16 protein-coding genes are annotated in these 21,064 nt (G+C 72.6%); 13 read left to right on the top strand and 3 right to left on the bottom strand.

Features of this window, described 5'->3' with window-relative positions; translation table 11 throughout:
• Window positions 1–122 precede the first annotated feature (122 nt).
• From recG to ACFVFR_RS04060, 12 genes are all read left to right on the top strand, one after another.
• Window positions 123–2,420, top strand: coding sequence for an ATP-dependent DNA helicase RecG (recG, locus tag ACFVFR_RS04115; protein ID WP_383697893.1), 2,298 nt, complete (start codon window positions 123–125; stop codon window positions 2,418–2,420).
• Between the two features lie 517 nt (window positions 2,421–2,937).
• A complete protein-coding gene (gene rsmD / locus ACFVFR_RS04110) occupies window positions 2,938–3,540 on the top strand; it encodes a 16S rRNA (guanine(966)-N(2))-methyltransferase RsmD (protein ID WP_383697891.1) in 603 nt (200 codons plus the stop codon).
• On the top strand, window positions 3,537–4,046 hold the full coding sequence (gene coaD, locus ACFVFR_RS04105) for a pantetheine-phosphate adenylyltransferase (RefSeq protein ID WP_383697889.1): 510 nt from the start codon (window positions 3,537–3,539) through the stop codon (window positions 4,044–4,046). The genes rsmD and coaD overlap by 4 nt, the downstream gene beginning before the upstream one ends.
• A gap of 98 nt (window positions 4,047–4,144) precedes the next feature.
• Window positions 4,145–5,341: a cell division initiation protein gene (locus ACFVFR_RS04100; RefSeq protein WP_383698059.1), complete on the top strand. Its 1,197-nt coding sequence runs from the start codon at window positions 4,145–4,147 to the stop codon at window positions 5,339–5,341.
• Between the two features lie 515 nt (window positions 5,342–5,856).
• Window positions 5,857–6,510 carry a YceD family protein gene (locus ACFVFR_RS04095; RefSeq protein ID WP_383697887.1) on the top strand — a complete coding sequence of 218 codons (654 nt, stop codon included), beginning with the start codon at window positions 5,857–5,859 and terminating at the stop codon, window positions 6,508–6,510.
• A 2-nt stretch (window positions 6,511–6,512) separates the two neighbouring features.
• Window positions 6,513–6,686 (top strand): 50S ribosomal protein L32, encoded by a 174-nt coding sequence (rpmF, locus tag ACFVFR_RS04090; RefSeq protein WP_009714764.1) that lies wholly within the window; start codon window positions 6,513–6,515, stop codon window positions 6,684–6,686.
• 19 nt (window positions 6,687–6,705) lie between these two features.
• A complete protein-coding gene (rnc, locus tag ACFVFR_RS04085) occupies window positions 6,706–7,599 on the top strand; it encodes a ribonuclease III (RefSeq protein ID WP_383697885.1) in 894 nt (297 codons plus the stop codon).
• Window positions 7,600–7,781: 182 nt separating this feature from the next.
• On the top strand, window positions 7,782–8,795 hold the full coding sequence (mutM, locus tag ACFVFR_RS04080) for a bifunctional DNA-formamidopyrimidine glycosylase/DNA-(apurinic or apyrimidinic site) lyase (protein WP_383697883.1): 1,014 nt from the start codon (window positions 7,782–7,784) through the stop codon (window positions 8,793–8,795).
• A gap of 211 nt (window positions 8,796–9,006) precedes the next feature.
• The gene (locus ACFVFR_RS04075; RefSeq protein ID WP_383697882.1) at window positions 9,007–9,288 is read left to right on the top strand and encodes an acylphosphatase; all 282 of its coding nucleotides are present in this window, start codon (window positions 9,007–9,009) and stop codon (window positions 9,286–9,288) included.
• Window positions 9,289–9,648: 360 nt separating this feature from the next.
• Window positions 9,649–9,855: a hypothetical protein gene (locus ACFVFR_RS04070; protein WP_349990202.1), complete on the top strand. Its 207-nt coding sequence runs from the start codon at window positions 9,649–9,651 to the stop codon at window positions 9,853–9,855.
• A gap of 241 nt (window positions 9,856–10,096) precedes the next feature.
• Window positions 10,097–13,810, top strand: coding sequence for an AAA family ATPase (locus ACFVFR_RS04065; protein ID WP_383697880.1), 3,714 nt, complete (start codon window positions 10,097–10,099; stop codon window positions 13,808–13,810).
• Window positions 13,811–14,046: 236 nt separating this feature from the next.
• Window positions 14,047–15,474, top strand: a complete 1,428-nt coding sequence (locus ACFVFR_RS04060; RefSeq protein ID WP_383697879.1) for a sugar porter family MFS transporter — start codon at window positions 14,047–14,049, stop codon at window positions 15,472–15,474.
• Between the two features lie 65 nt (window positions 15,475–15,539).
• On the opposite strand, the gene ACFVFR_RS04055 is transcribed toward ACFVFR_RS04060, so the two are convergent.
• Both ACFVFR_RS04055 and ACFVFR_RS04050 read right to left on the bottom strand, forming a co-directional pair.
• Window positions 15,540–16,571 carry an LLM class flavin-dependent oxidoreductase gene (locus ACFVFR_RS04055; protein WP_383697878.1) on the bottom strand — a complete coding sequence of 344 codons (1,032 nt, stop codon included), beginning with the start codon at window positions 16,569–16,571 and terminating at the stop codon, window positions 15,540–15,542.
• 81 nt (window positions 16,572–16,652) lie between these two features.
• Entirely contained in the window at window positions 16,653–18,167 is a 1,515-nt protein-coding gene (locus ACFVFR_RS04050; protein ID WP_383697876.1) for a purine-cytosine permease family protein, read from the bottom strand.
• A gap of 188 nt (window positions 18,168–18,355) precedes the next feature.
• On the opposite strand from ACFVFR_RS04050, the gene ftsY reads away from it, so the two are divergent.
• A complete protein-coding gene (ftsY, locus tag ACFVFR_RS04045; RefSeq protein ID WP_383697874.1) occupies window positions 18,356–19,570 on the top strand; it encodes a signal recognition particle-docking protein FtsY in 1,215 nt (404 codons plus the stop codon).
• Between the two features lie 509 nt (window positions 19,571–20,079).
• Here the strand turns inward: ftsY and ACFVFR_RS04040 are convergent.
• Window positions 20,080–20,748, bottom strand: a complete 669-nt coding sequence (locus ACFVFR_RS04040; RefSeq protein WP_383697872.1) for a bifunctional DNA primase/polymerase — start codon at window positions 20,746–20,748, stop codon at window positions 20,080–20,082.
• Window positions 20,749–21,064 lie beyond the last annotated feature (316 nt).

Here is a 21,064-nt window from a genome sequence, read left to right as displayed (position 1 = left end):
GGGCACGGGGCACGGGGCGGTGAACCCTCCCGGTGGGGAGGGACCGTGCCGGCCGCCGCGTGGGCGGCGCGGGGGCGCGGCGGCGGGGAGCGTCGCACACGGTGTCAGTGCTGTGGTGTGCAATGGACCGCGTGCCCGCGCTCGATGAACCCCTGAAGAAGATCGTCGGCGGCAACACCGCGAAGGTGATGGCCGCCCACCTCGACCTGCATACCGTCGGGGACCTGCTGCACCACTACCCGCGCCGGTACGCCGAGCGCGGTGAGCTCACCCGGCTCGCCGACCTGCCCTTGGACGAGCACGTCACGGTGGTCGCGCGGGTGGCGAAGGCCACGAAGAAGACGTTCAACCACGGCAAGGGCGTACGGCTCGAAGTCGTGGTGACCGACGGCAGCGGAGCGCTGACCCTGGTCTTCTTCGGACGGAGCGTCTTCCACCACGAGAAGGCGCTGCTGCCCGGACGGCAGGGGATGTTCGCCGGCAAGGTCTCGGTCTTCAACCGCACCCGTCAGCTCTCCCACCCCGACTACGAGCTTCTGGACCAGGACCAGGCCGAGGACGCCGCCGGGGCCGTGGACGCCTTCGCGAACCAGCTGCTGCCGCTGTACCCCGCCTGCAAGCAGCTCGCCTCCTGGCAGTTGGCCACGTCCGTCGGCATGCTCCTCGACACCATGGAGGCGACGGGCTGGGAGGGCGTGGTCGACCCGCTGCCCGAGGCGCTCCGCGAGGGGCGCGGCTTCGAGACGCTGCCAGACGCCCTGCTGAAGATCCACCGGCCGCGTACCAAGGCGGACATCGCGGCGGCGCGCGACCGGCTCAAGTGGGACGAGGCGTTCGTCCTCCAGGTCGCTCTGGCACGCCGGCGGCACGCGGACGCCCTACTCCCCGCCGTGCCCCGTGCGCGGCGCCGTGACGGGCTGCTGGACGCCTTCGACGCCAAGCTGCCGTTCACGCTCACCGAGGGCCAGCGGCGGGTGTCCGCCGAGATCCTCCACGACCTGGCGACCGACCACCCCATGCACCGGCTGCTCCAGGGCGAGGTCGGCAGTGGCAAGACGCTGGTGGCGCTGCGCGCGATGCTCGCCGTGGTGGACGCGGGAGGGCAGGCCGCGATGCTCGCGCCGACCGAGGTACTGGCCCAGCAGCACCACCGCTCGATCGTCGAGATGATGGGCGAACTGGCCGAGGGCGGCATGCTCGGCGGCGCCGAACACGGCACCAAGGTCGTGCTGCTCACCGGCTCCATGGGGGCCGCTGCGCGGCGCCAGGCGCTGCTCGACCTGGTGACCGGCGACGCGGGCCTGGTGATCGGCACGCACGCGCTCATCGAGGACAAGGTGCGCTTCCACGATCTGGGACTGGTGGTGGTCGACGAACAGCACCGGTTCGGCGTGGAGCAGCGTGACGCGCTACGGGCCAAGGCGGACCGGCCGCCACACCTGTTGGTCATGACGGCCACACCCATCCCCCGTACCGTCGCGATGACGGTCTTCGGCGACCTGGAGACCTCGGTCCTCGACCAACTGCCCGCGGGGCGCTCGCCCATCGCCAGCCACGTGGTCCCGGCCAAGGACAAGCCCCACTTCCTCGCCCGCGCCTGGGAGCGCGTACGGGAGGAAGTGGAGTCCGGGCACCAGGCGTACGTGGTCTGCCCCCGGATCGGTGACGAGGAGGACGCCCCGAAGGAGCGCAAGGACACGAAGGCGGCACGACGCGGTGCGGGCGACCCGACCGGCCCCGCCGGGGACCACGGTGCGGGCGGCGAGGAGGACTCGGCGGAGGGCGCGGACGGGGCGGGGGAGCGACGGCCCCCGCTGGCCGTGCTCGACATCGCCGAACAACTCACCAGGGGCGCGCTCGCGGGACTGCGCGTCGAGCCGCTGCACGGGCGCATGCACCCCGACGACAAGGACGCGCTGATGCGCCGCTTCGCCGCCGGCGAGGTGGACGTGCTGGTGGCCACCACGGTGATCGAGGTCGGTGTCAACGTGCCCAACGCCACGGCCATGGTGATCATGGACGCGGACCGCTTCGGTGTCTCCCAGCTCCACCAGTTGCGCGGCCGGGTCGGCCGAGGCTCCGCGCCCGGGCTGTGCCTGCTGGTCACCGACATGCCCGAGGCCAGCCCGGCCCGTGGTCGGCTGGGGGCCGTGGCGGCGACGCTGGACGGCTTCGAGCTGTCCCGCATCGACCTGGAGCAACGCCGCGAGGGCGACGTACTGGGACAGGCCCAGTCCGGCGTGCGCTCCAGCCTGCGCATGCTGGCCGTCATCGACGACGAGGAGATCATCGCCGCCGCCCGTGAGGAGGCCGTGGCGACCGTCACGGCCGATCCGGAGCTGGAGCGGCTCCCCGCGCTGCGCACGGCGCTCGACGCCCTCCTGGACGCCGAGCGCGAGCAGTACCTCGACAAGGGCTGATCCCCGAGGCTCCGTCGCCACGGGGCACGGTGCGGCCGGTGAACCCGCCACCGAGCAGGGCGTAGGCAGCGCGAGACACGGAGCGCGCAGGGGCGATCCTGCCTGGGGGCACGGGGCACGGGGCACGGGGCACGGGGCACGGGGCCACGTGCCGGTGGTGTCGCGGCGTGCCGAGCGGCTGGCCCGCTGGGAGATACGCGACGGGGCGCGCCGTTCGTGACAGGCGCCGAGGACGACGCGTACGCCCTCGCGGCCCGGAGCGGGCGGCGCGCGGGAAGGGCGCCCCGTCGTCGCCCCCTCGCCTCCGTGAGACGGCGACTCACGGCCGCGCCGCCGCCCGCCCGACGTGGGTCCGTACGCTCGCGCCAGTGCCGTCGCCCGGTCCCGCCGCGCGTGCCCGTTCGCGACACCGCCCGGCCGGGTGCGGCCCCCGAGTCGTCCGTCGGGCGACGCCATATCGTGGGGGAGCGGTGGCCGACCGGGGCCACCTTCCCCACCACGAAGGGCCGACCAGCAGATGACCCGCGTGATCGCCGGAGCCGCCGGCGGACGTCGTCTCGCCGTACCGCCGGGCACCGGCACCCGACCGACCTCGGACCGCGCGCGCGAGGGCCTTTTCGCCACCTGGGGGTCGCTCCTCGGCTCGCTGACGGCGGCGCGGGTGCTCGACCTGTACGCCGGCTCGGGCGCCGTCGGCCTCGAAGCGCTCTCCCGGGGCGCCGCGCACGCGCTCCTGGTGGAGGCCGACGCCCGCGCCGCCCGGGTGGTTCGCGAGAACGTCCGGACGCTGGGTCTGCCCGGCGCCGAGGTGCGTTCGGGCAAGGCGGAGCGGATCGTCGCCGGCCCCGTCCCGGGAGCGCCGTACGACGTGGTGTTCCTCGACCCTCCGTACGCCGTCACCGACGACGATCTCCGGGAGATCCTCCTCACACTCCGCGGCAATGGCTGGCTCGCGGCACAGGCGCTGGTCACCGTGGAGCGGAGCACCAGGGGCGGCGAGTTCCGGTGGCCGACCGGTTTCGAGGGGCTACGGTCTCGTCGCTACGGGGAGGGCACGTTTTGGTACGGTCGCGCCGCTTCACGCAGCACCGCCACGACGAACCACCACAGCGCGTCATGACCGCACTGGAGAGCGAGGAACCACTCTTGCGCCGCGCCGTCTGTCCGGGGTCCTTCGACCCCGTCACCAATGGACACCTCGACATCATCGCCCGCGCCTCGAAGCTGTACGACGTCGTGCACGTCGCCGTGATGATCAACAAGTCCAAGCAGGGGCTGTTCACCGTCGACGAGCGCATCGACCTCCTGCGCGAGACGACCGCCGAGTACGGAAACGTCGAGGTGGAGTCGTTCCACGGGCTCCTCGTCGACTTCTGCAAGCAGCGCGACATCCCCGCCATCGTCAAGGGCCTGCGCGCCGTCAGCGACTTCGACTACGAGTTGCAGATGGCCCAGATGAACAACGGCCTGTCCGGGGTGGAGACGCTCTTCGTGCCCACCAACCCCATCTACAGCTTCCTCTCCTCCAGCCTGGTCAAGGAGGTCGCGGCCTGGGGCGGCGACGTCTCCCACCTGGTGCCGCCGCTGGTTCTCCGGCACCTGACGGAGCGGCTCGCCGAACGCTGAGGGGCTGACGGTTTGTCAGGAGGTGTCGGGCGGGAGCCCACTGCCCGTACAGTCGGTCCCGTCCCGACCCTTCGGCCTAGAGAGTGCGAGCACCCAAGGTGGACGTGCAGAAGAAGCTCGACGAGATCGTCGGCACCGTCGGCAGCGCGAAATCCATGCCCATGTCGGCCTCCTGCGTGGTGAACCGGGCCGAGCTGCTCGCCAGGCTCGAAGAGCTGCGGACGGCGCTGCCCGGCTCCCTCGCCCAGGCCCGTGAGGTGATCGGTGACCGCGACCAGATGGTCGAGGCCGCCCGACAGGAAGCCGAGCGGATCATCGAGACCGCCCACTCCCAGCGCGGCTCGCTGATCTCGCAGACCGAGGTGGCCCGCCAGTCGCAGGAGGAGGCGGACCGCATCCTCGCCGACGCGCGCCGCGAGGCCGAGGAGATCCGCGCCGAGGCCGACGACTACGTCGACAGCAAGCTCGCCAACTTCGAGGTCGTCCTCACCAAGACCATCGGCTCCGTCGACCGGGGCCGCGAGAAGCTCCTCGGGCGCGGTCCGGCCGGCGCGTACGGCGACGTCGACGAGAACGGCCAGTTCGACCAGGCGCCCGAGCGCAGCGCGGACCCGGAGACGCTGCGGCTGCGCGCGGACGAGTACGTGGACGCCAAGCTGGGCGCCGTGGCCGCCGTGCTCGCCAAGACCCTGGAGGCGGTCGGCCGGGGCAGGCAGAAGCTGCTCGGCACGCAGGAGGACGAGCTGGGCGCCCACATGGCCGCGCAGGACGCCGCGGGCGCCGCCGGTCTGCGTACCAGCGACGACGACTACCTGGCCGACCTCGCCACCAGCCAGCACGTCACCGACCCGCGCAGTGCCCCGCCGGCCCCCGTCCAGCAGCCGCCGATGCCCGACCAGCGGCCGATGCCGCCCCAGCAGCCCCCGGCCCCGCCCGAGGTGCCGGCCCAGCCGGAGTACGCGGACTACTACGCCCAGGCGGGATATCAGCAGGACGCGTACGGCTACCAGCAGCAGTACGCCCAGCCGGACCCGTATGCGGCCCAGCCTGCACACGACTACCAGCAGCAGCCCGCCGCCGCCCAGCCCGCGAGCGACTACGGCTGGCAGGAACAGCCGCCCCAGCAGCACGGCTACGACCCGCACGCCGGATACGCGGAGCCCCAGACGCTCGACGCGCACCAGCAACAGCACCCGCCCCGCCCCACGGGCACCCCCGCACTGGACGAGACCAGTCTCTTCGACACCAGCATGATCAACCTGGACCAGCTCCGTCAGTACGAACAGGGCCGCTGACCCGCGCCGTCGCCCAGCGAGCACCCTACGCGCCCCCGCTCCCGTCACCCGGGTGCGGGGGCGCGTGTCGTGGCACCGTAGGGAACAGCCCGCCCCCGGCCGGCCACGTCCCGGCCGACACGGCTCCCCCCTGCCCGCGTACCGTGCGGGGGCCCAGAGCGCCCCGGAGCGCACGATGGAGCTGCCATGCGCTCCGGGGCGCGAAGCCGGGGGCTCGACTCGAACCGATCGAGCCCGCGCGCGAGGGTGCTCCAGCTCGAACCGCCGCGAGCTGGAGCATCGAGAGCCCCGCGCCCGGGCGCCGCCCCGCAGCCCCGTCGGTGCGGTCGTGCGGTGAACGTACGGAGGCGCGACAGGGCCCGGGGCGCGTGCGGGAGCGGTGGGCGGACGACGGGGGCGATCGGCGCGGATTGGGTCAACGGCGACCCGTCCAGTATCCTGGCTCTTCGGCCGCACGTACATCTGCGGTTTCGGCTGCCCGCTTCGTCTCGTACCACCGCGACAAGGGGCTGCCCGTGCCGCAGCGTAGAAAGCAGGAAGCCCTGAACGCCCGCCTCGACCATCGATCCCCGCTCGTGTTCGACACACGAGAGCTGGGGCGGAGTCCTGGTGCGCTCAAGCGGCTCTCCCGTTCGATCGAGGCCCCGAGTGATCTCGGTGTCGAGATGATCGGCGTGCGCAAGGGTGCGGCCATGGAGCTCGACCTCCGGCTGGAAGCGGTCATGGAGGGAGTGCTCGTTACGGGCACCGCCCGTGCGCCGCTCACAGGGGAGTGCGTAAGGTGTCTGGAGCCGCTGGGGCGTGAGCTCGAAGCGGACTTCCAGGAGATGTACTCCTACCCCGACGCCGACGACCGGAGCCGCACCGCGGAGACCGGCGACGACGCCGAGGAGGAGGACACGCTCTTCCTCGAGGACGACCTGTTCGACCTTGAGCCCGTGCTGCGGGACGCGGTGGTGCTCGCACTGCCGTTGCAGCCGGTGTGCCAGGAGGACTGCCCTGGCCTGTGCCCCGAGTGCGGAGTACGGCTGGCGGACGACCCGGACCACCATCACCAAGAAGCCGTCGACATCCGTTGGGCGGCACTGCAGGGACTCGCTGAGACCGTCCAGGACGGCGAGAAGGACAACACCCCTCGCGACAGCGGGGATGACCCACAGGAGAAGTAGCCGTGGCTGTTCCGAAGCGGAAGATGTCGCGCAGCAACACGCGCCACCGCCGGTCGCAGTGGAAGGCTGCGGTCCCCACCCTGGTGGCGTGCGAGCGCTGCCACGAGCCGAAGCAGCAGCACATCGCGTGCCCGAGCTGCGGCACCTACAACCGCCGCCAGGTCCTCGAGGTCTGATCGGCGGGTGACAGGCTTCATGTCAGACGCCAAGACGCCGCTCCGCAAGCGCGGGGAAGATGTATCGGCGACGGCAGACACGGCCTCGTCTCATACCGTTCTGGAAGGGCGGCTCGGGTATCACCTGGAGTCCGCCCTTCTGGTGCGTGCGCTCACGCACCGCTCCTTCGCGTACGAGAACGGCGGGTTGCCCACCAACGAGCGGCTGGAGTTCCTCGGGGACTCGGTGCTCGGCCTGGTGGTCACCGACACGCTGTACCGCATCCACCCCGATCTGCCCGAGGGCCAACTGGCCAAGCTGCGGGCCGCGGTGGTCAACTCGCGCGCGCTCGCCGAGGTGGGTCGCGGCCTGGATCTGGGCGCGTTCATCCGGCTCGGTCGGGGCGAAGAGGGCACGGGCGGCAGGGACAAGGCATCCATCCTGGCCGACACCCTGGAGGCGGTGATCGGCGCGGTCTATCTCGACCAGGGCCTCGACGCCGCCGCCGAACTGGTGCATCGGCTCTTCGATCCACTGATCGAGCGTTCGTCGAACCTCGGCGCGGGCCTCGACTGGAAGACGAGCCTGCAGGAGCTGACGGCGACCGAGGGGCTCGGCGTGCCCGAGTACCTGGTCTCCGAGACGGGCCCTGACCACGAGAAGGTCTTCACGGCTGCCGCTCGCGTCGGTGGTGTCGCGTACGGCACCGGCACCGGCCGCAGCAAGAAGGAAGCCGAGCAACAGGCGGCCGAGGCCGCTTGGCGGGCGATCCGCGCGGCGGCCGACAAGGCCGCCGCCGCTGCCGCGGAAGGAGCCCCCGCTGGCGGCTCCGACGCGCGTGGTGCGACCGCGGCCACGGCGTCCCCGGACGGGGCCGTCGCCCCGTCCGCGCCGGCCGGCCCTCCTGGAGAGGCTGAACCCACCGCACGGTGACGGCGCGCGGACGGCGCCGTTCACGCGCCGCGCCGCACGAGCCGATCCGTGTTCGACGGGCCCACCGGTCACCACCGGTGGGCCCGTACGCGTACCCCCGCGCCGCGCGGCCCTACCGTGTGCCGCGCGGGCCGATCACCCTCCGACCCGTAGGACGGGTCCCGACCTCCGTGGAGGATCACGTGCCGGAACTCCCCGAAGTCGAGGTCGTCCGTCGCGGTCTGGAGCGCTGGGTCACCGGTCGCGTCATCACCGAGGTGCAGGTCCTGCATCCGCGCGCGATCCGACGCCACCTGGCGGGCCCCGTCGACTTCGCCGACCAGCTCGTCGGGCACCGCTTCGCCGCGGCCTGCCGGCGCGGCAAGTACCTCTGGCTGCCGCTGGACGCGGTGGGTGCCACCGCCCCGGGTCGCCCGTCGGCGCGGAGCACGGAGCACTCCCACGGTGTGACGGAGCACGGGGCACGGGGCGTGGCGCACGGAGCGCTCGACCTACGCCCCGGGGCCGCTGACGGCGCGGGCGACGGGGCCACGGGACGGTCCGTCCTGGGCCACCTCGGCATGAGCGGCCAGCTGCTCGTACAGCCCGAGACGGCTCCCGACGAGAAGCACCTGCGCATCCGCGTGCGGTTCGCCGATACGACGGGGACCGAACTGCGCTTCGTCGACCAGCGGACGTTCGGTGGCCTCTCGCTGCACGACCAGTTGCCCGGAACCCTCGACGGCCTGCCGGACGTCATCGGGCACATCGCCCGCGACCCCCTGGATCCGGCCTTCGACGACGCGGCTTTCTTCGCGGCCCTGCGCCGCCGCCGCACCACCGTCAAGCGCGCCCTGCTGGACCAGTCCCTGATCAGCGGCGTGGGCAACATCTACGCGGACGAGGCGCTGTGGCGCGCGCGGTTGCACTTCGAGCGCCCCACGGCGAGCCTCCCCCGCCCCCGTGCGAGCGAACTGCTCGGCCACGTCCGGGACGTCATGCGAGCCGCGCTGGCCGTGGGCGGCACGAGCTTCGACAGCCTGTACGTGAACGTCAACGGCGAGTCCGGCTACTTCGATCGCTCCCTGGACGCGTACGGGCGCGAGGACGAGCCGTGCCGCCGGTGCGGGGCGGCGATGCGTCGCAGCCCCTGGATGAACCGGTCCAGCTACTTCTGCCCCCGCTGCCAGCGCCCGCCCCGCCCCGTGGCGGCCTGAGCGACACGCCAGCCCCCGGCCGGGAGGCTCGCGGCCGGCACGCAGGGCCTCGCGGCTCCCTCCAGTCGTACCGGCCGTCGACGCGACGCCGCCTCACCGGCCCTCGGCTTCGCCCGCGTGGCGAGGCCGGCCGCGCGCTACCCGACGCCTCACCTCGGTCAGAGGCCGGGCCGGGGCGAACCTGGCGGGGCCAGCCGGCTAGCGTGCCGGTATGAACGAGAACGTGCGCCTCACCGCCTGGGTGCGGGGTCGGGTCCAGGGGGTCGGGTTCCGCTGGTTCACGCGGGCCACCGCCCTGCGCATCGGTGGGCTGGTCGGCTTCGCCTCGAACCTGGAGGACGGGCGGGTCCAGGTGGTGGCTGAGGGGCCCAGGGCGGGCTGCGACGAACTGCTGGAGTGGCTCCGCACGGGCGACACGCCCGGACGGGTCGACGGAGTCACTGAGATTTGGGACACCCCGCGAGGCGGATACGCGACCTTCGAAATTCGCTGACAGGAGTGTCAGCGCGAGGCCGTGCCCCGCGTGCCCCGGGATGTGCGCCGGACAGAAATAGCCTGGTGGTTGCCAATACGGCGCGTCCGTGGAAGGCTGCGGAACTAAGGATGATCTCCACGCCCTGATGGGTCACGAGACGGAGTTGCGCCGCACGGTCCGTTGCCGCGCCCGCTCGACCGCCCTGCCGATACGGGGCGTGATCGTGTTGACCGTCAAACTTTTTGGTGAGACGCTGGAAACCCCGCGCACCTTAACTGTTTGGCATTGAAGTCAGTAGTGATGGCAGACACCGCGGGTGCGAATCCCTCACGACCCAAACCGCTCCGGTCGGTCACTCATTGTGGAGGACCATCCATCATGGCAAAGGCGCTTCTCGGTTACGTCGGCGGCTCCGACCCCCGAGTCCTCGCCGAGATGCGACGGCTTCAGCAGCGCGTACAGGACCTCGAATCCGAGCTCATTCGGATGCAGGCCGAGAATGACGCGCTGTCCGCCGCCGCCCAGCACAGCGACTCGCTGCTCGACAGCATCGACGTACCCCAGGCGGAGCCTGCGCTTGCCTGACCCGTTGTTCCCCCAGGGGACGGTCGGGCAGCATCGCCACCCGCTTGAGAATCTGCAAGGGACGCTTCGGCGTCCCTTCGTCGTTTTCGCTCCGCTGTTTCTCGTCCAGTCATTCGAGTTTTCCCTACCGTCTGATGTGCCCTTCACTTTCCCCGGTGAAACCGAAAAGGCTGTCGCGGCGCGCCCGGGTGCGCGCCGCGGACGGCTGTCGCTCGACGGGTGAGCGGTAAAGTCCGACGGCGTGCACCTCAAGAGCCTGACCCTGCGAGGCTTCAAGTCCTTCGCCTCCGCCACGACGCTGCGTTTCGAACCGGGCATCACCTGCGTCGTGGGTCCCAACGGGTCCGGCAAGTCCAACGTGGTGGACGCCCTGTCGTGGGTCATGGGCGAGCAGGGCGCCAAGTCGCTGCGCGGCGGCAAGATGGAAGACGTCATCTTCGCGGGCACCACCGGCCGGCCCCCGCTCGGCCGCGCCGAGGTCTCCCTCACGATCGACAACGCCGACGGCGCGTTGCCGATCGACTACGCCGAGGTCACCATTACGCGGATCATGTTCCGCAATGGCGGCAGTGAGTACCAGATCAACGGCGACACGTGCCGGCTGCTCGATATCCAGGAACTCCTCTCCGATTCCGGCATCGGCCGCGAGATGCACGTCATCGTCGGACAGGGCCAACTCGACTCCGTGCTCCATGCCGACCCGATGGGGCGCAGGGCGTTCATCGAGGAGGCGGCCGGCGTACTCAAGCACCGCAAGCGCAAGGAGAAGGCGGTTCGGAAGCTGGACGCGATGCAGGCCAACCTGGCCCGCGTCCAGGACCTGACCGACGAACTGCGCCGCCAGCTCAAACCGTTGGGACGGCAGGCGGCCGTCGCCCGCCGGGCCGCCGTCATCCAGGCCGACCTGCGCGACGCCCGGCTGCGGTTGCTCGCCGACGACCTGGTGGCGCTGCGTCAGGCACTGCGGACCGAGGTCGCCGACGAGGCCGCGCTCAAGGAGCGCAAGGAGACTGCGGAGAGCGCGCTGCGTACCGCGCGACAGCGCGAGGCCGCACTGGAGGAGCAGGTCCGCGCGCTCTCGCCCCGACTGGTACGCGCCCAGCAGACCTGGCACGAACTGTCGCAGCTCGCCGAACGCGTACGGGGCACGATCAGCCTCGCCGACGCGCGGGTCAAGAGCGCGACCTCCGCGCCGGTGGAGGAGCGACGGGGCCGCGATCCCGAGGAGATGGAGCGCGAGGCCCAGCGCGTCCGCGAGCAGGAGGCCGAGCTGGAGGCCGCTCTGGAGGCGGTGAGCCGGGCGCTGGAGGACACCGTGGCCCACCGTGCCGAGCTGGAGCGTCAGCTCGCGCACGAGGAGCGCAGGCTGCGTGACGCGGCCCGCGCCCTGGCCGACCGCCGCGAGGGCCTGGCCCGGCTGCACGGCCAGGTGAACGCCGCCCGCAGCCGCGCCACCTCGGCCCAGGCCGAGATCGACCGGCTGACCCACGCCCGCGACGAGGCCAGGGAGCGGGCGGTGGCCGCGCAGGAGGAGTACGAGGAGTTGAAGGCCGAGGTCGACGGCCTCGACGAGGGCGACGCGGAGCTGGCCGAGCAGCACGAGCGGGCCAAGCGGGATCTGGTCGACGCGGAGTCCGCGCTGAGCGCGGCCCGCGAGGCGGCGACGGTGGCCGAGCGCAAGCGCGCGGCGACGATGGCCCGCCACGACGCGCTGGCCATAGGGCTACGCCGCAAGGACGGCACGGGGGCACTCCTCGGCGCGGGCGACCAACTCGGTGGGCTGCTGGGCCCCGTCGCCGAGCTGCTGGCCGTCGCTCCCGGGTACGAGGTGCCGCTGGCCGCCGCCCTGGGTGCCGCCGCGGACGCCGTCGCCGTCACCGATCCCGCGACGGCGGCCCACGCCCTGCGGCTGCTGCGCAAGCAGGATGCGGGCCGAGCGGCCCTACTGCTGAGCGCCACTCCGTACGCCCCGGAGCGCGCGGCAGACGACCCGGAGCGTACGAGAGAGAGCGCGGATGCGGCCCGGGGCGCCAGTGTCGAGGCGAGCGCCCCCGGGGCCGCCACCGCGACGGTCGGACAGGTGGGCTACGCCGCGACCGGCGGTGGCTCGACGGCGGGCGGCGGGGACGAGTCGGCGGCGCCGCTGTGGGCCGCCGACCTGGTGAGCGGGCCCTCCGAGCTGCTGCCCGCGGTGCGGCGGCTGCTGCGGGACGTGGCCGTCGTCACGGCCCTGGAGGACGCCGAGGACCTGGTGGCGGCGCGGCCCGAGCTCATCGCGGTGACCGCCGAGGGCGATCTGCTGGGTGGCCACTTCGCCCAGGGGGGCTCGGCCGGGGCGCCCAGCCTCCTGGAGGTACAGGCCCAGGTGGACGAGGCGGCGGGGCAGCTCACGGAGCTGGCGGTGCGTTGCGAGGAACTCGCCGCCGCGCAGGGCGCGGCACAGCACCGGCGAGCCGAGGCGGCGACGCTGGTGGAGGAGTTGGCGAGCCGGCGCAGTGCCGCCGACCGGGAGAAGTCACGGGTGGCCCAGTCCCTCGGGCGGCTCGGCGGCCAGGCACGGGGCGCCGCGGGTGAGGCGGAGCGGATGACGGCCGCCGCCGCCCAGGCCGAGGAGGCTCTCGTGCGGGCGCGGGACGAGGAGGCGGAGCTGGCCGAGCGGTTGCGCGTGGCGGAGGAGGAGTCGCCGTTCGGTGAGGACGGGGCGGACGAGCCCGACACCGCCGTACGCGACCGGCTGGTCGCCGACGGGGCCAACGCCCGGCAGACGGAGATGGAGGCCCGGCTCCAGGTCCGTACGCACGAGGAGCGGGTCAAGGGTCTCGCCGGCCGCGCGGACGCCCTGGACCGGGGAGCGCGGGCGGAGCGCGAGGCGCGGGCGCGGGCCGAGCAGCGCCGGGCCCGGCTGCGCCACGAGGCGACCGTCGGCGCCGCGGTGGCCGCCGCCGCCCGGCAGCTCCTGGCGCATGTGGAGGTCTCGCTGCACCGCGCCGACCAGGAGCGGCGGGCGGCCGAGCGGGCGAAGACGGAGCGCGAGGCCGAGCTGGTCACGGAGCGGGAACGGGGCCGCGGCCTGGCCACGGAGCTCGACAAGCTGACGGACTCCGTCCACAAGGGCGAGGTCCTCGGTGCGGAGAAGCGGCTACGGATCGAGCAGTTGGAGACGAAGGCGCTGGAGGAGCTGGGCGTGGAGCCGGCCGGGCTCGTCGCCGAGTACGGCCCCGACCAGCTGGTGCCGCCGTCGCCGCCCGCCGAGGGCGAGGAGCTGCCACCGGACCCGGAGCACCCGCGAAACCAGCCGGTGCCCTTCGTACGGAGCCAGCAGGAGAAGCGACTGCGGGCCGCGGAGCGCGCGTACCAGCAGCTCGGCAAGGTGAACCCGCTGGCGCTTGAGGAGTACGCGGCGCTGGAGGAGCGACACAAGTTCCTGACGGAGCAGCTCGAGGACCTGAAGAAGACCCGGGCCGACCTGCTCCAGGTGATCAAGGACGTGGACGAACGGGTGGAACAGGTCTTCACGGAGGCGTTCCGGGACACGGCGCGCGAGTTCGAGGGCGTCTTCTCGCGGCTGTTCCCCGGGGGCGAGGGCCGGCTGATCCTCACCGACCCCGAGAACATGCTGACCACCGGCCTGGACGTGGAGGCGCGCCCGCCGGGCAAGAAGGTCAAGCGGCTGTCGCTGCTGTCCGGCGGCGAGCGCTCGCTGACCGCCGTCGCCCTGCTGGTGTCGATCTTCAAGGCTCGACCGAGCCCGTTCTACGTGATGGACGAGGTCGAGGCGGCGCTGGACGACACCAACCTCCAGCGGCTGATCCGGATCATGGAGGAGCTGCAGGAGAGTTCGCAGCTCATCGTGATCACGCACCAGAAGCGCACCATGGAGGTCGCCGACGCGCTGTACGGCGTGTCCATGCAGGGCGACGGAGTGTCGAAGGTCATCAGCCAGCGGCTGCGCTGAGGGCCCCACGGGCCGCCCCGTGGGTCGTGCCGCCGACACATCCCACGGGGCGGTCTCGCGCCGGGGCCGCGACCGGCGCGAGGGTCCGCCACCCCGCGCCACCAAGCGGGCGACGGGGCGGCGCCGGCCGCTTCGGCCCGGCAGCCGCCTCCGAGTGGTGGTCCGCGCCCCGTCGTGCCCCACTGGGAGTGCCCACCCCCACACCCGGCGGCGTCGCCGGGCCCCAGGAGTACACGTTGACCCACAGCGCGCAGCCGCCGACGCCGGACGGCCGGGAGGCCGCACCCGAGCACCTCGGCCACGTCATCTTCATCACCGCGGCAGCCGCCATGGGCGGCTTTCTCTTCGGCTACGACAGTTCGGTCATCAACGGGGCGGTCGAGGCGATCCGCGACCGGTTCCACATCGGCTCCGGCGCCCTGGCACAGGTGATCGCGGCGGCCCTCATCGGCTGCGCCGTCGGTGCGACGACCGCCGGTCGCGTCGCGGACCGGATCGGCCGCATCCGCTGCATGCGGATCGCCGCCGTGCTGTTCACCGTCAGCGCGGTCGGCTCGGCGCTGCCGTTCGCCCTGTGGGACCTGGCTCTGTGGCGCGTGCTCGGCGGCGTCGCCATCGGCATGGCCTCCGTGATCGGCCCCGCCTACATCGCCGAGGTCTCCCCGCCCGCCTACCGGGGCCGGCTGGCCTCCTTCCAGCAGGCGGCGATCGTGACCGGCATCGCCGTCTCGCAACTGGTCAACTGGGGCATCCTCCATCTGGCCGGCGGCGACCAGCGCGGCACCGTCGCGGGTCTCGAGGCATGGCAGTGGATGCTCGGTGTGATGATCGTGCCCGCCCTCCTCTACGGGCTCTTCTCACTGGTCATCCCCGAATCGCCCCGCTACCTGATCTCCGCGGGCCGGCACGACCAGGCCCGGCGGGTGCTGTCCGAGATCGAGGGGACGGCCGTGGACGTCGACGTACGCGTCGCCGAGATCCAGGAGGCCATGCGCCGCGAGCACCGTCCCACGTTCCGGGACCTGCGCGGTGGCCGGTTCGGGTTGCTGCCGATCGTGTGGATCGGCATCGGACTCTCGGTCTTCCAGCAACTTGTCGGCATCAACGTGATCTTCTACTACTCGTCGTCGCTGTGGCAGTCCGTGGGCATCGACCCGAGCAGCTCGTTCTTCTACAGCTTCACCACGTCGATCATCAACATCATCGGCACCGTGATCGCGATGAGCTGCGTCGACCGACTCGGCCGCAAGCCGCTGGCGCTCGTCGGATCGGCCGGCATGGCGCTCTCCCTCGGCGTCGCCGCCTGGGCGTTCTCGGCCAAGACCGGCACCGGTGAGGACATCAGGATGCCGGACACCCAGGGCGCCGTGGCCCTGGTCGCCGCGCACTTCTTCGTGCTCTTCTTCGCCCTGTCCTGGGGCGTGGTGGTCTGGGTGCTGCTCGGCGAGATGTTCCCCAACCGGCTGCGCGCCGCCGCGCTCGGCGTGGCCGCCTCCGCCCAGTGGGTGGCCAACTGGGCGATCACCGTCAGCTTTCCGACCCTGTCCGACTGGAACCTCTCCGGCGCGTACGTGATGTACACGGCCTTCGCCGTGCTCTCGATCCCCTTCGTCCTCAGATGGGTACCGGAGACCAAGGGCAAGACACTGGAGGAGATGGGCTGAGCCCGCCCGACCCGCTCCCGGGGCCCGGCCCCGTGGGCGCGCGCCTTGGGGCCGGCGGCGCCCCGTCACCGGGACGTGGCCGAGCCGATCTTCGGCAGTACGGCGCTCGCGAACAGGTGCAGGGAGCTCCACCCCTCCTCGACGGGGATGCCGCCACACAACGGGTGCAGGACCAGCCGCCCGCCCTCCCCGAGGCTGCCCGCCAACTCCACGCACTCGTCGGGCGTCACCACGCGGTACCGGCCCTGACGGCGGAGCGTGTCCACATCACTGACCGGTGGATGCGCCCCGGAGCGCGCGGGGGGCACCTGCCACGAGGCGTGCACCCGGGCCTCGTGCAGCAGATGCTGCCCGAACGTGGCCCAGGTGCGGTCGGGGTCCTCGGACAGGTGCAGCACCGGGGTACGGGGCGCGGGCATCACACACCGCCCCGCCGTGCCGTACTCCGCGCACCGCGCCCGGTAGTACGCCGCCAACCGGGGCAGATGCGCGTTCAGGAACATCGGCAGCCCCAGGCGCGCCGCGCGCCGCGCCGCCGGCCGGGAGCCGCCGCCGATGTACAGCGGCGGGTGTGGCTGCGTGTACGGACGCGGGGTGACGCGTACGGTGCGGCCCCGGTATCCGAACGGCTCGCCGGTCCAGGCCGCGAGCAGCGTCTCCAGGGCCTCGTCCTGGAGCTTGCCGCGCCAGCGCCAGTCCTTGCCGTGCGCTCCGTACTCCGCGCGGCGCGAGCCAAGGCCCGCGACCGTGACCAGCCTGCCGCCGCTGAGCAGGTCGAGTACGGCGATGTCCTCGGCGAGCCGCAGCGGGTCGTACAGCGGGGCGAGCAGCGCGGCGACGGTGACCGAGATCTGACGGGTGGCGCCGAAGACGGTGCCGGCGAAGGTGAGGGGGGAGGGCAGCCACCCGTTGACGGCGCCGTGGTGCTCCTCGACCTGGATGGTGCCGATGCCGCGGTCGTCGGCGAAGGCGGCCATGTCGATGGCCGCGCGGTAGCGCCGGGAGAGGGACTCCGGGGTGGCCGTCGGGTCCACGAGGTTGAACCGCACGGCGGTGGTCGGCGCCGTCGGCGGGCCAGTGGGCAGGGCAGCGGACATGGGTATCCCCTTCGCCATGGACGGTCCGAGGACGGCGAAGGGGACGGTAGCCGGCGGGGCGGTCGGGTGGTAGGGCGCGGATCAGCCGGCGGGGTTCCACTTCTGGCCATCGCCGGCCGCTCCGTGTGAGGCGGCGCCGGCGCTCTCGCGAGGGCGTGGGAGGAGCGCGAAGCTCACCGCGGCGATCAGGATCGTGGCGGCCCACCCGAGGCCGTTGCGCCCGATCCAGCTCGTCGCCAGCGGCCCCGTGAACCAGTCGACGCGGGTGAAGCACAGCCCGAACGTCAGGGCCAGCGCCCAGGCGACCATGGCCTGCCAGCAGAAGCCGCCTGTGTACCAGTAGCGGCTGCCACGGCCGGTGTCCATCAGCCCTCGCGCGTCGTAGCGCACGGCCAGCGCGCGGCGGCGGAACATGTCCACCGCGTACACGCCGATCCAGGCCGAGAACGAGACGGCGAGCAGGGTGAGGAAGGTGATGAACGAGCCGTAGAAGCTCTTGGCGACCAGCATCAGGAGCAGTCCGCCGACCAGGCTGATCACGGCGTTGACGGAGACAGCCAGCGCGCGCGGCAGCCTGACGCCCATGGTCTGCGCGGTGAAGCCGGCCGAGTACATCGAGAGGCTGTTGATCAACAGCATCCCCACCAGGGCGGTGATCAGGTACGGCACCGCGAGCCAGGTGGGCAGCACGTCCCCGAGGAAGGACACGGGGTCGACGGCGGAGGCCAGGTCCGGCGTCGCGACGGCCATCACGGCGCCCATGAGCACCATGGGGACGAACACCAGGGCCGCGCCGGAGACGGTGGCGCCGACGATCCCGCGGCCGGACGCCGCGTGCGGCAGGTACCGCGTGAAGTCCGGCCCCGTGGGCACCCAGCTGATGCCGCCGGCCGCGATGGTCCCGATGCCCGCGATCACCATGGCGGTGCTGCCGGCGGGGCGGTCGAAGACGGAGCCCCAGTCGGTGTCGGCGATCAGGTAGCCGAGGACGAGCACGCTGAAGGCGCCAAAGACATAAGTCGACCAGCGGTTGCACACGTTCAGCACCGCCCGACCCATGCCGCTCACCGCGAAGGTGGTGGCCACGAAGGCAACCAGCGTGACGACGACCAGCAGGTTGTTCTGCCGCACGCCGAACAGCAGGTCCAGGATCGTCAGCACGGCGTACGCCCCGGTGACGGCGTTGATCGTCTCCCAGCCGAAGCGGGCCACCCACAACACGGCGCCGGGGAAGTAGTTCCCGCGCACCCCGAACGTCGCGCGCGAGAGCATCGCGCCCGGCGCGCCGCCCCACTTCCCGGAGACCGACAACACCCCCACCATGCCGAAGGAGACGGTGGCGGCGCACACGGCGACGAGCAGCACCTGCCAGAGGCTGAGCCGGTTGAAGACCACCAGCCCCGCCCCCATCGTGAGCAGCAGCACGCTGATGTTGGCGGCCACCCAGGTCGGGAACAGCTCACGCACCCGGCCGTGACGCTCGTGGGCCGGCACCGGCTCGATGCCGCGGGTCTCGACGGCGCTCGCGGCGGTGGCCCTGACGGAGTCGGCCGGCGTGGCGCGGGGGGTGGTGGACGCGGCGGACGTCTGGTCCATGGATGAGGGCTCCGTGCGTGCAAACGGTGGCGGTGGCAGCCGCCGGAGGGAACGCGGGGGACTCTACGCGCGTTGCATCGTCGCATGCCATCGTACTTTGCTCCAAGTTCGATGGTTAAGCGGCTTTGGTCCTCGCCACCAACTGATGGCGCCGTGATTCCGGACGCGTGGCCGATACTGGGTCCGTTATGGAAATCCTCATCCTTGCTGTAGTCATCGCTGTGGTCGCGCTCGGCGCGATCAGCGGGCTCGTCGTCAGCAGCCGCAAGAAGAAGCAGCTGCCCCCGGCCCCGCCGAGCAGCCCGTCCGTCACCGCGCCGCCCGCCGAGCCACACGTCGGTGAGGAAGCCGAGACCCCGCGCGAAGAGCCCCGTCGCACCATCGAGGAGGTGGATCTGCCCGGGGCCGCCACGGCGGAGCCCGAAGCGCCAGCGGCGCCACCCGCGCCCGAGATCGAGGTGCCGGAGCCGAGCGCGGGCCGCCTGGTGCGGCTGCGCGCCCGCCTCTCGCGCTCGCAGAACAGCCTCGGCAAGGGGCTGCTGACCCTCCTCTCGCGCGAGCACCTCGACGAGGACACCTGGGAGGAGATCGAGGACACGCTGCTGACCGCGGACGTCGGCGTCGCGCCCACCCAGGAGCTGGTGGAGCGGCTGCGCGAGCGCGTCAAGGTGCTCGGCACCCGTACGCCCGAGGAACTGCGCGACCTGCTCCGTACCGAACTGCTGCAGCTCATCGGCAGCGACAGCGACCGCACCGTGCACACCGAGAGCGGCGTCACCACCGACGGCCAGGACAAGCCGGGCGTGGTGCTCGTCGTCGGTGTCAACGGCACCGGCAAGACCACCACCACCGGCAAGCTCGCCCGTGTACTGGTCGCCGACGGCAAGTCCGTGGTGCTCGGCGCGGCCGACACCTTCCGCGCCGCCGCCGCCGACCAGCTCCAGACGTGGGGCGAGCGCGTCGGCGCCCGCACGGTGCGCGGCCCGGAGGGGGGCGACCCCGCGTCCATCGCCTTCGACGCGGTGAAGGAGGGCGTCGCGGAGGGAGCCGACGTCGTCCTCATCGACACCGCGGGACGGCTGCACACCAAGACCGGCCTGATGGACGAGCTGGGCAAGGTCAAGCGGGTGGTGGAGAAGCACGGCGCGGTCGACGAGGTCCTGCTCGTCCTCGACGCCACGACCGGCCAGAACGGCCTCATCCAGGCGCGCGTCTTCGCCGAGGTCGTGGACATCACGGGCATCGTGCTGACCAAGCTCGACGGCACGGCCAAGGGCGGCATCGTGGTCGCCGTCCAGCGTGAACTCGGGGTCCCCGTCAAGCTCGTGGGCCTGGGCGAGGGCGCGGACGACCTGGCCCCGTTCGAGCCGGAGGCGTTCGTGGACGCGCTGATCGGCGACTGAGCTCGCGACGATCGGTCAGGGCCGCCCCGCGCCGCGCGGGGCGGCCCTTCGCGTGCGCTACGGGGTGCCGGCGAGCGGGGGCGTCCCCACGCCCCTTGGGGGTGGCGTCGGGAGGCTCGCTCCGTGTGAGCGCGCTGGAAGGGGTGCGTCGTGGGCCGCGCTGACGGTGCGGAGGCGGGCGTGTGGTGCACGGGGCCACGGCCCCGTGGCCCCGTCTCGTGATCGGATGACGTTCCCCGCCACGCCTGGCGTCTGCCGCCGCTCCGTGCCCCGTGGGCGCTCCCGTGGTGAGCTCTGCCCCGTGCCCCGTGCCCCGTGCCCCGTGCCCCGTGCCCCGTGCCCCGTGCCCCGGTGGCGGCGTACGCCCCAGGGTGGGTGGTGGGGAGTGCCACCGTGCTGTGGAGCGGCGGGAGCTGTGCCGGCGCGGTCGCGCAGGCGCTCCGTCGCCCGCGCCGTGGTGGCGCGGGTCCGGCGCGCGGAGCGCGAGCGGGCAGGCGGCCTGCGGGGGCTCAGGTGGCCGAGCGATGGCAGACGTACGCGAGGGTGCCGAGGAGCAGCCGGGCGTGTGGGGGGTTGTCGGCGGTGTCGAGGAGGGGCGGGCGGAGCCAGCGGACCGGGCCCAGGCCCCCACGGTCCGAGGGCGGTGCCGTGACGTGCTCACCGGGGCCGAGGCAGCGTAGGTCGAGGTCGGCGTCGTCCCAGCCCATGCGGTAGAGCAGGTGGGGCAGTTCGGTCGCGGCTCCGGGGGCGACGAAGAACTGGGCCCGCCCCTCCGGGGTGACGGTCACCGGGCCCAGGGGCAGCCCCATGCGCTCCAGTCGGACCAGCGCGTGCCGCCCCGCCGCCTCGCCCACCTCCAGCACGTCGAAGGTCCGCCCGACGGGCAGAAGCATGGCGGCCCCCGGCGTACCGGCCCAGATCGCCGCCGCGTCGTCGAGGGTGGAGCCGGCGGGGACCGGCCGCGTCCGGGGGAGCGGGTGGGCCCCGGGGGCGGAGCAGTCGGCGGCCCCGCACGAACACTCACGCGCTCCACCGGCGCCCCGTACGGCGCGGGCTCCGGGCACCACGTCCCACCCCCACAGTCCGGTGTACTCCGCCAGCGTTGTGCTCTCGCTCGCGCGGCCACGGCGCCGTGAGGCCGACCGCATGTCCCGGATGCCGCCGATCGTGAAGCCCATGCTCCCTCCAACGGGTTGCGCTCTTGATGGTTACGAGTTGGAGTTCCGCCAGGGCCCTCGGCGGCTGCCGACGGCCAGACGGCGTGCTGTCGCGCACCGGGTGGTGTGTTGCCGAACGCACGCCCCGTGGCGCACCACTGCGCCTTGTGAGGGCGACCTGCGACAAGTGAATCGTGGTGAGGGACAGGGGAGTTCATTCGAAGGGGTGGCGAATGGTGGCGTTTCCCGGGAGCGGCTCGCTGGGGCAGTGATCGTAGGATTACCGTCGGTGCATGTGAGCCGGAATCTGGCCTGTCATCTGGCCGGGTTGGCGACA

This window comes from Streptomyces sp. NPDC057702 (genome assembly GCF_042799315.1).
Lineage (GTDB): Bacteria > Actinomycetota > Actinomycetes > Streptomycetales > Streptomycetaceae > Streptomyces.
Note: the sequence above shows the minus strand (reverse complement) of the source record. Positions and strands in the feature narration are given on the sequence as shown.

Bases quoted from the DNA above. Each gene is read 5' to 3' on its own strand.
- ACFVFR_RS04040 (WP_383697872.1), bottom strand. From the start codon at position 20,748: ATGGGCTTCACGATCGGCGGCATCCGGGACATGCGGTCGGCCTCACGG.
- ACFVFR_RS04070 (WP_349990202.1), top strand. From the start codon at position 9,649: ATGGCAAAGGCGCTTCTCGGTTACGTCGGCGGCTCCGACCCCCGAGTC.
- ACFVFR_RS04050 (WP_383697876.1), bottom strand. From the start codon at position 18,167: ATGGACCAGACGTCCGCCGCGTCCACCACCCCCCGCGCCACGCCGGCC.
- ACFVFR_RS04055 (WP_383697878.1), bottom strand. From the start codon at position 16,571: ATGTCCGCTGCCCTGCCCACTGGCCCGCCGACGGCGCCGACCACCGCC.
- ftsY (WP_383697874.1), top strand. From the start codon at position 18,356: ATGGAAATCCTCATCCTTGCTGTAGTCATCGCTGTGGTCGCGCTCGGC.
- ACFVFR_RS04075 (WP_383697882.1), top strand. From the start codon at position 9,007: ATGAACGAGAACGTGCGCCTCACCGCCTGGGTGCGGGGTCGGGTCCAG.
- coaD (WP_383697889.1), top strand. From the start codon at position 3,537: ATGACCGCACTGGAGAGCGAGGAACCACTCTTGCGCCGCGCCGTCTGT.
- recG (WP_383697893.1), top strand. From the start codon at position 123: ATGGACCGCGTGCCCGCGCTCGATGAACCCCTGAAGAAGATCGTCGGC.
- rnc (WP_383697885.1), top strand. From the start codon at position 6,706: ATGTCAGACGCCAAGACGCCGCTCCGCAAGCGCGGGGAAGATGTATCG.
- rsmD (WP_383697891.1), top strand. From the start codon at position 2,938: ATGACCCGCGTGATCGCCGGAGCCGCCGGCGGACGTCGTCTCGCCGTA.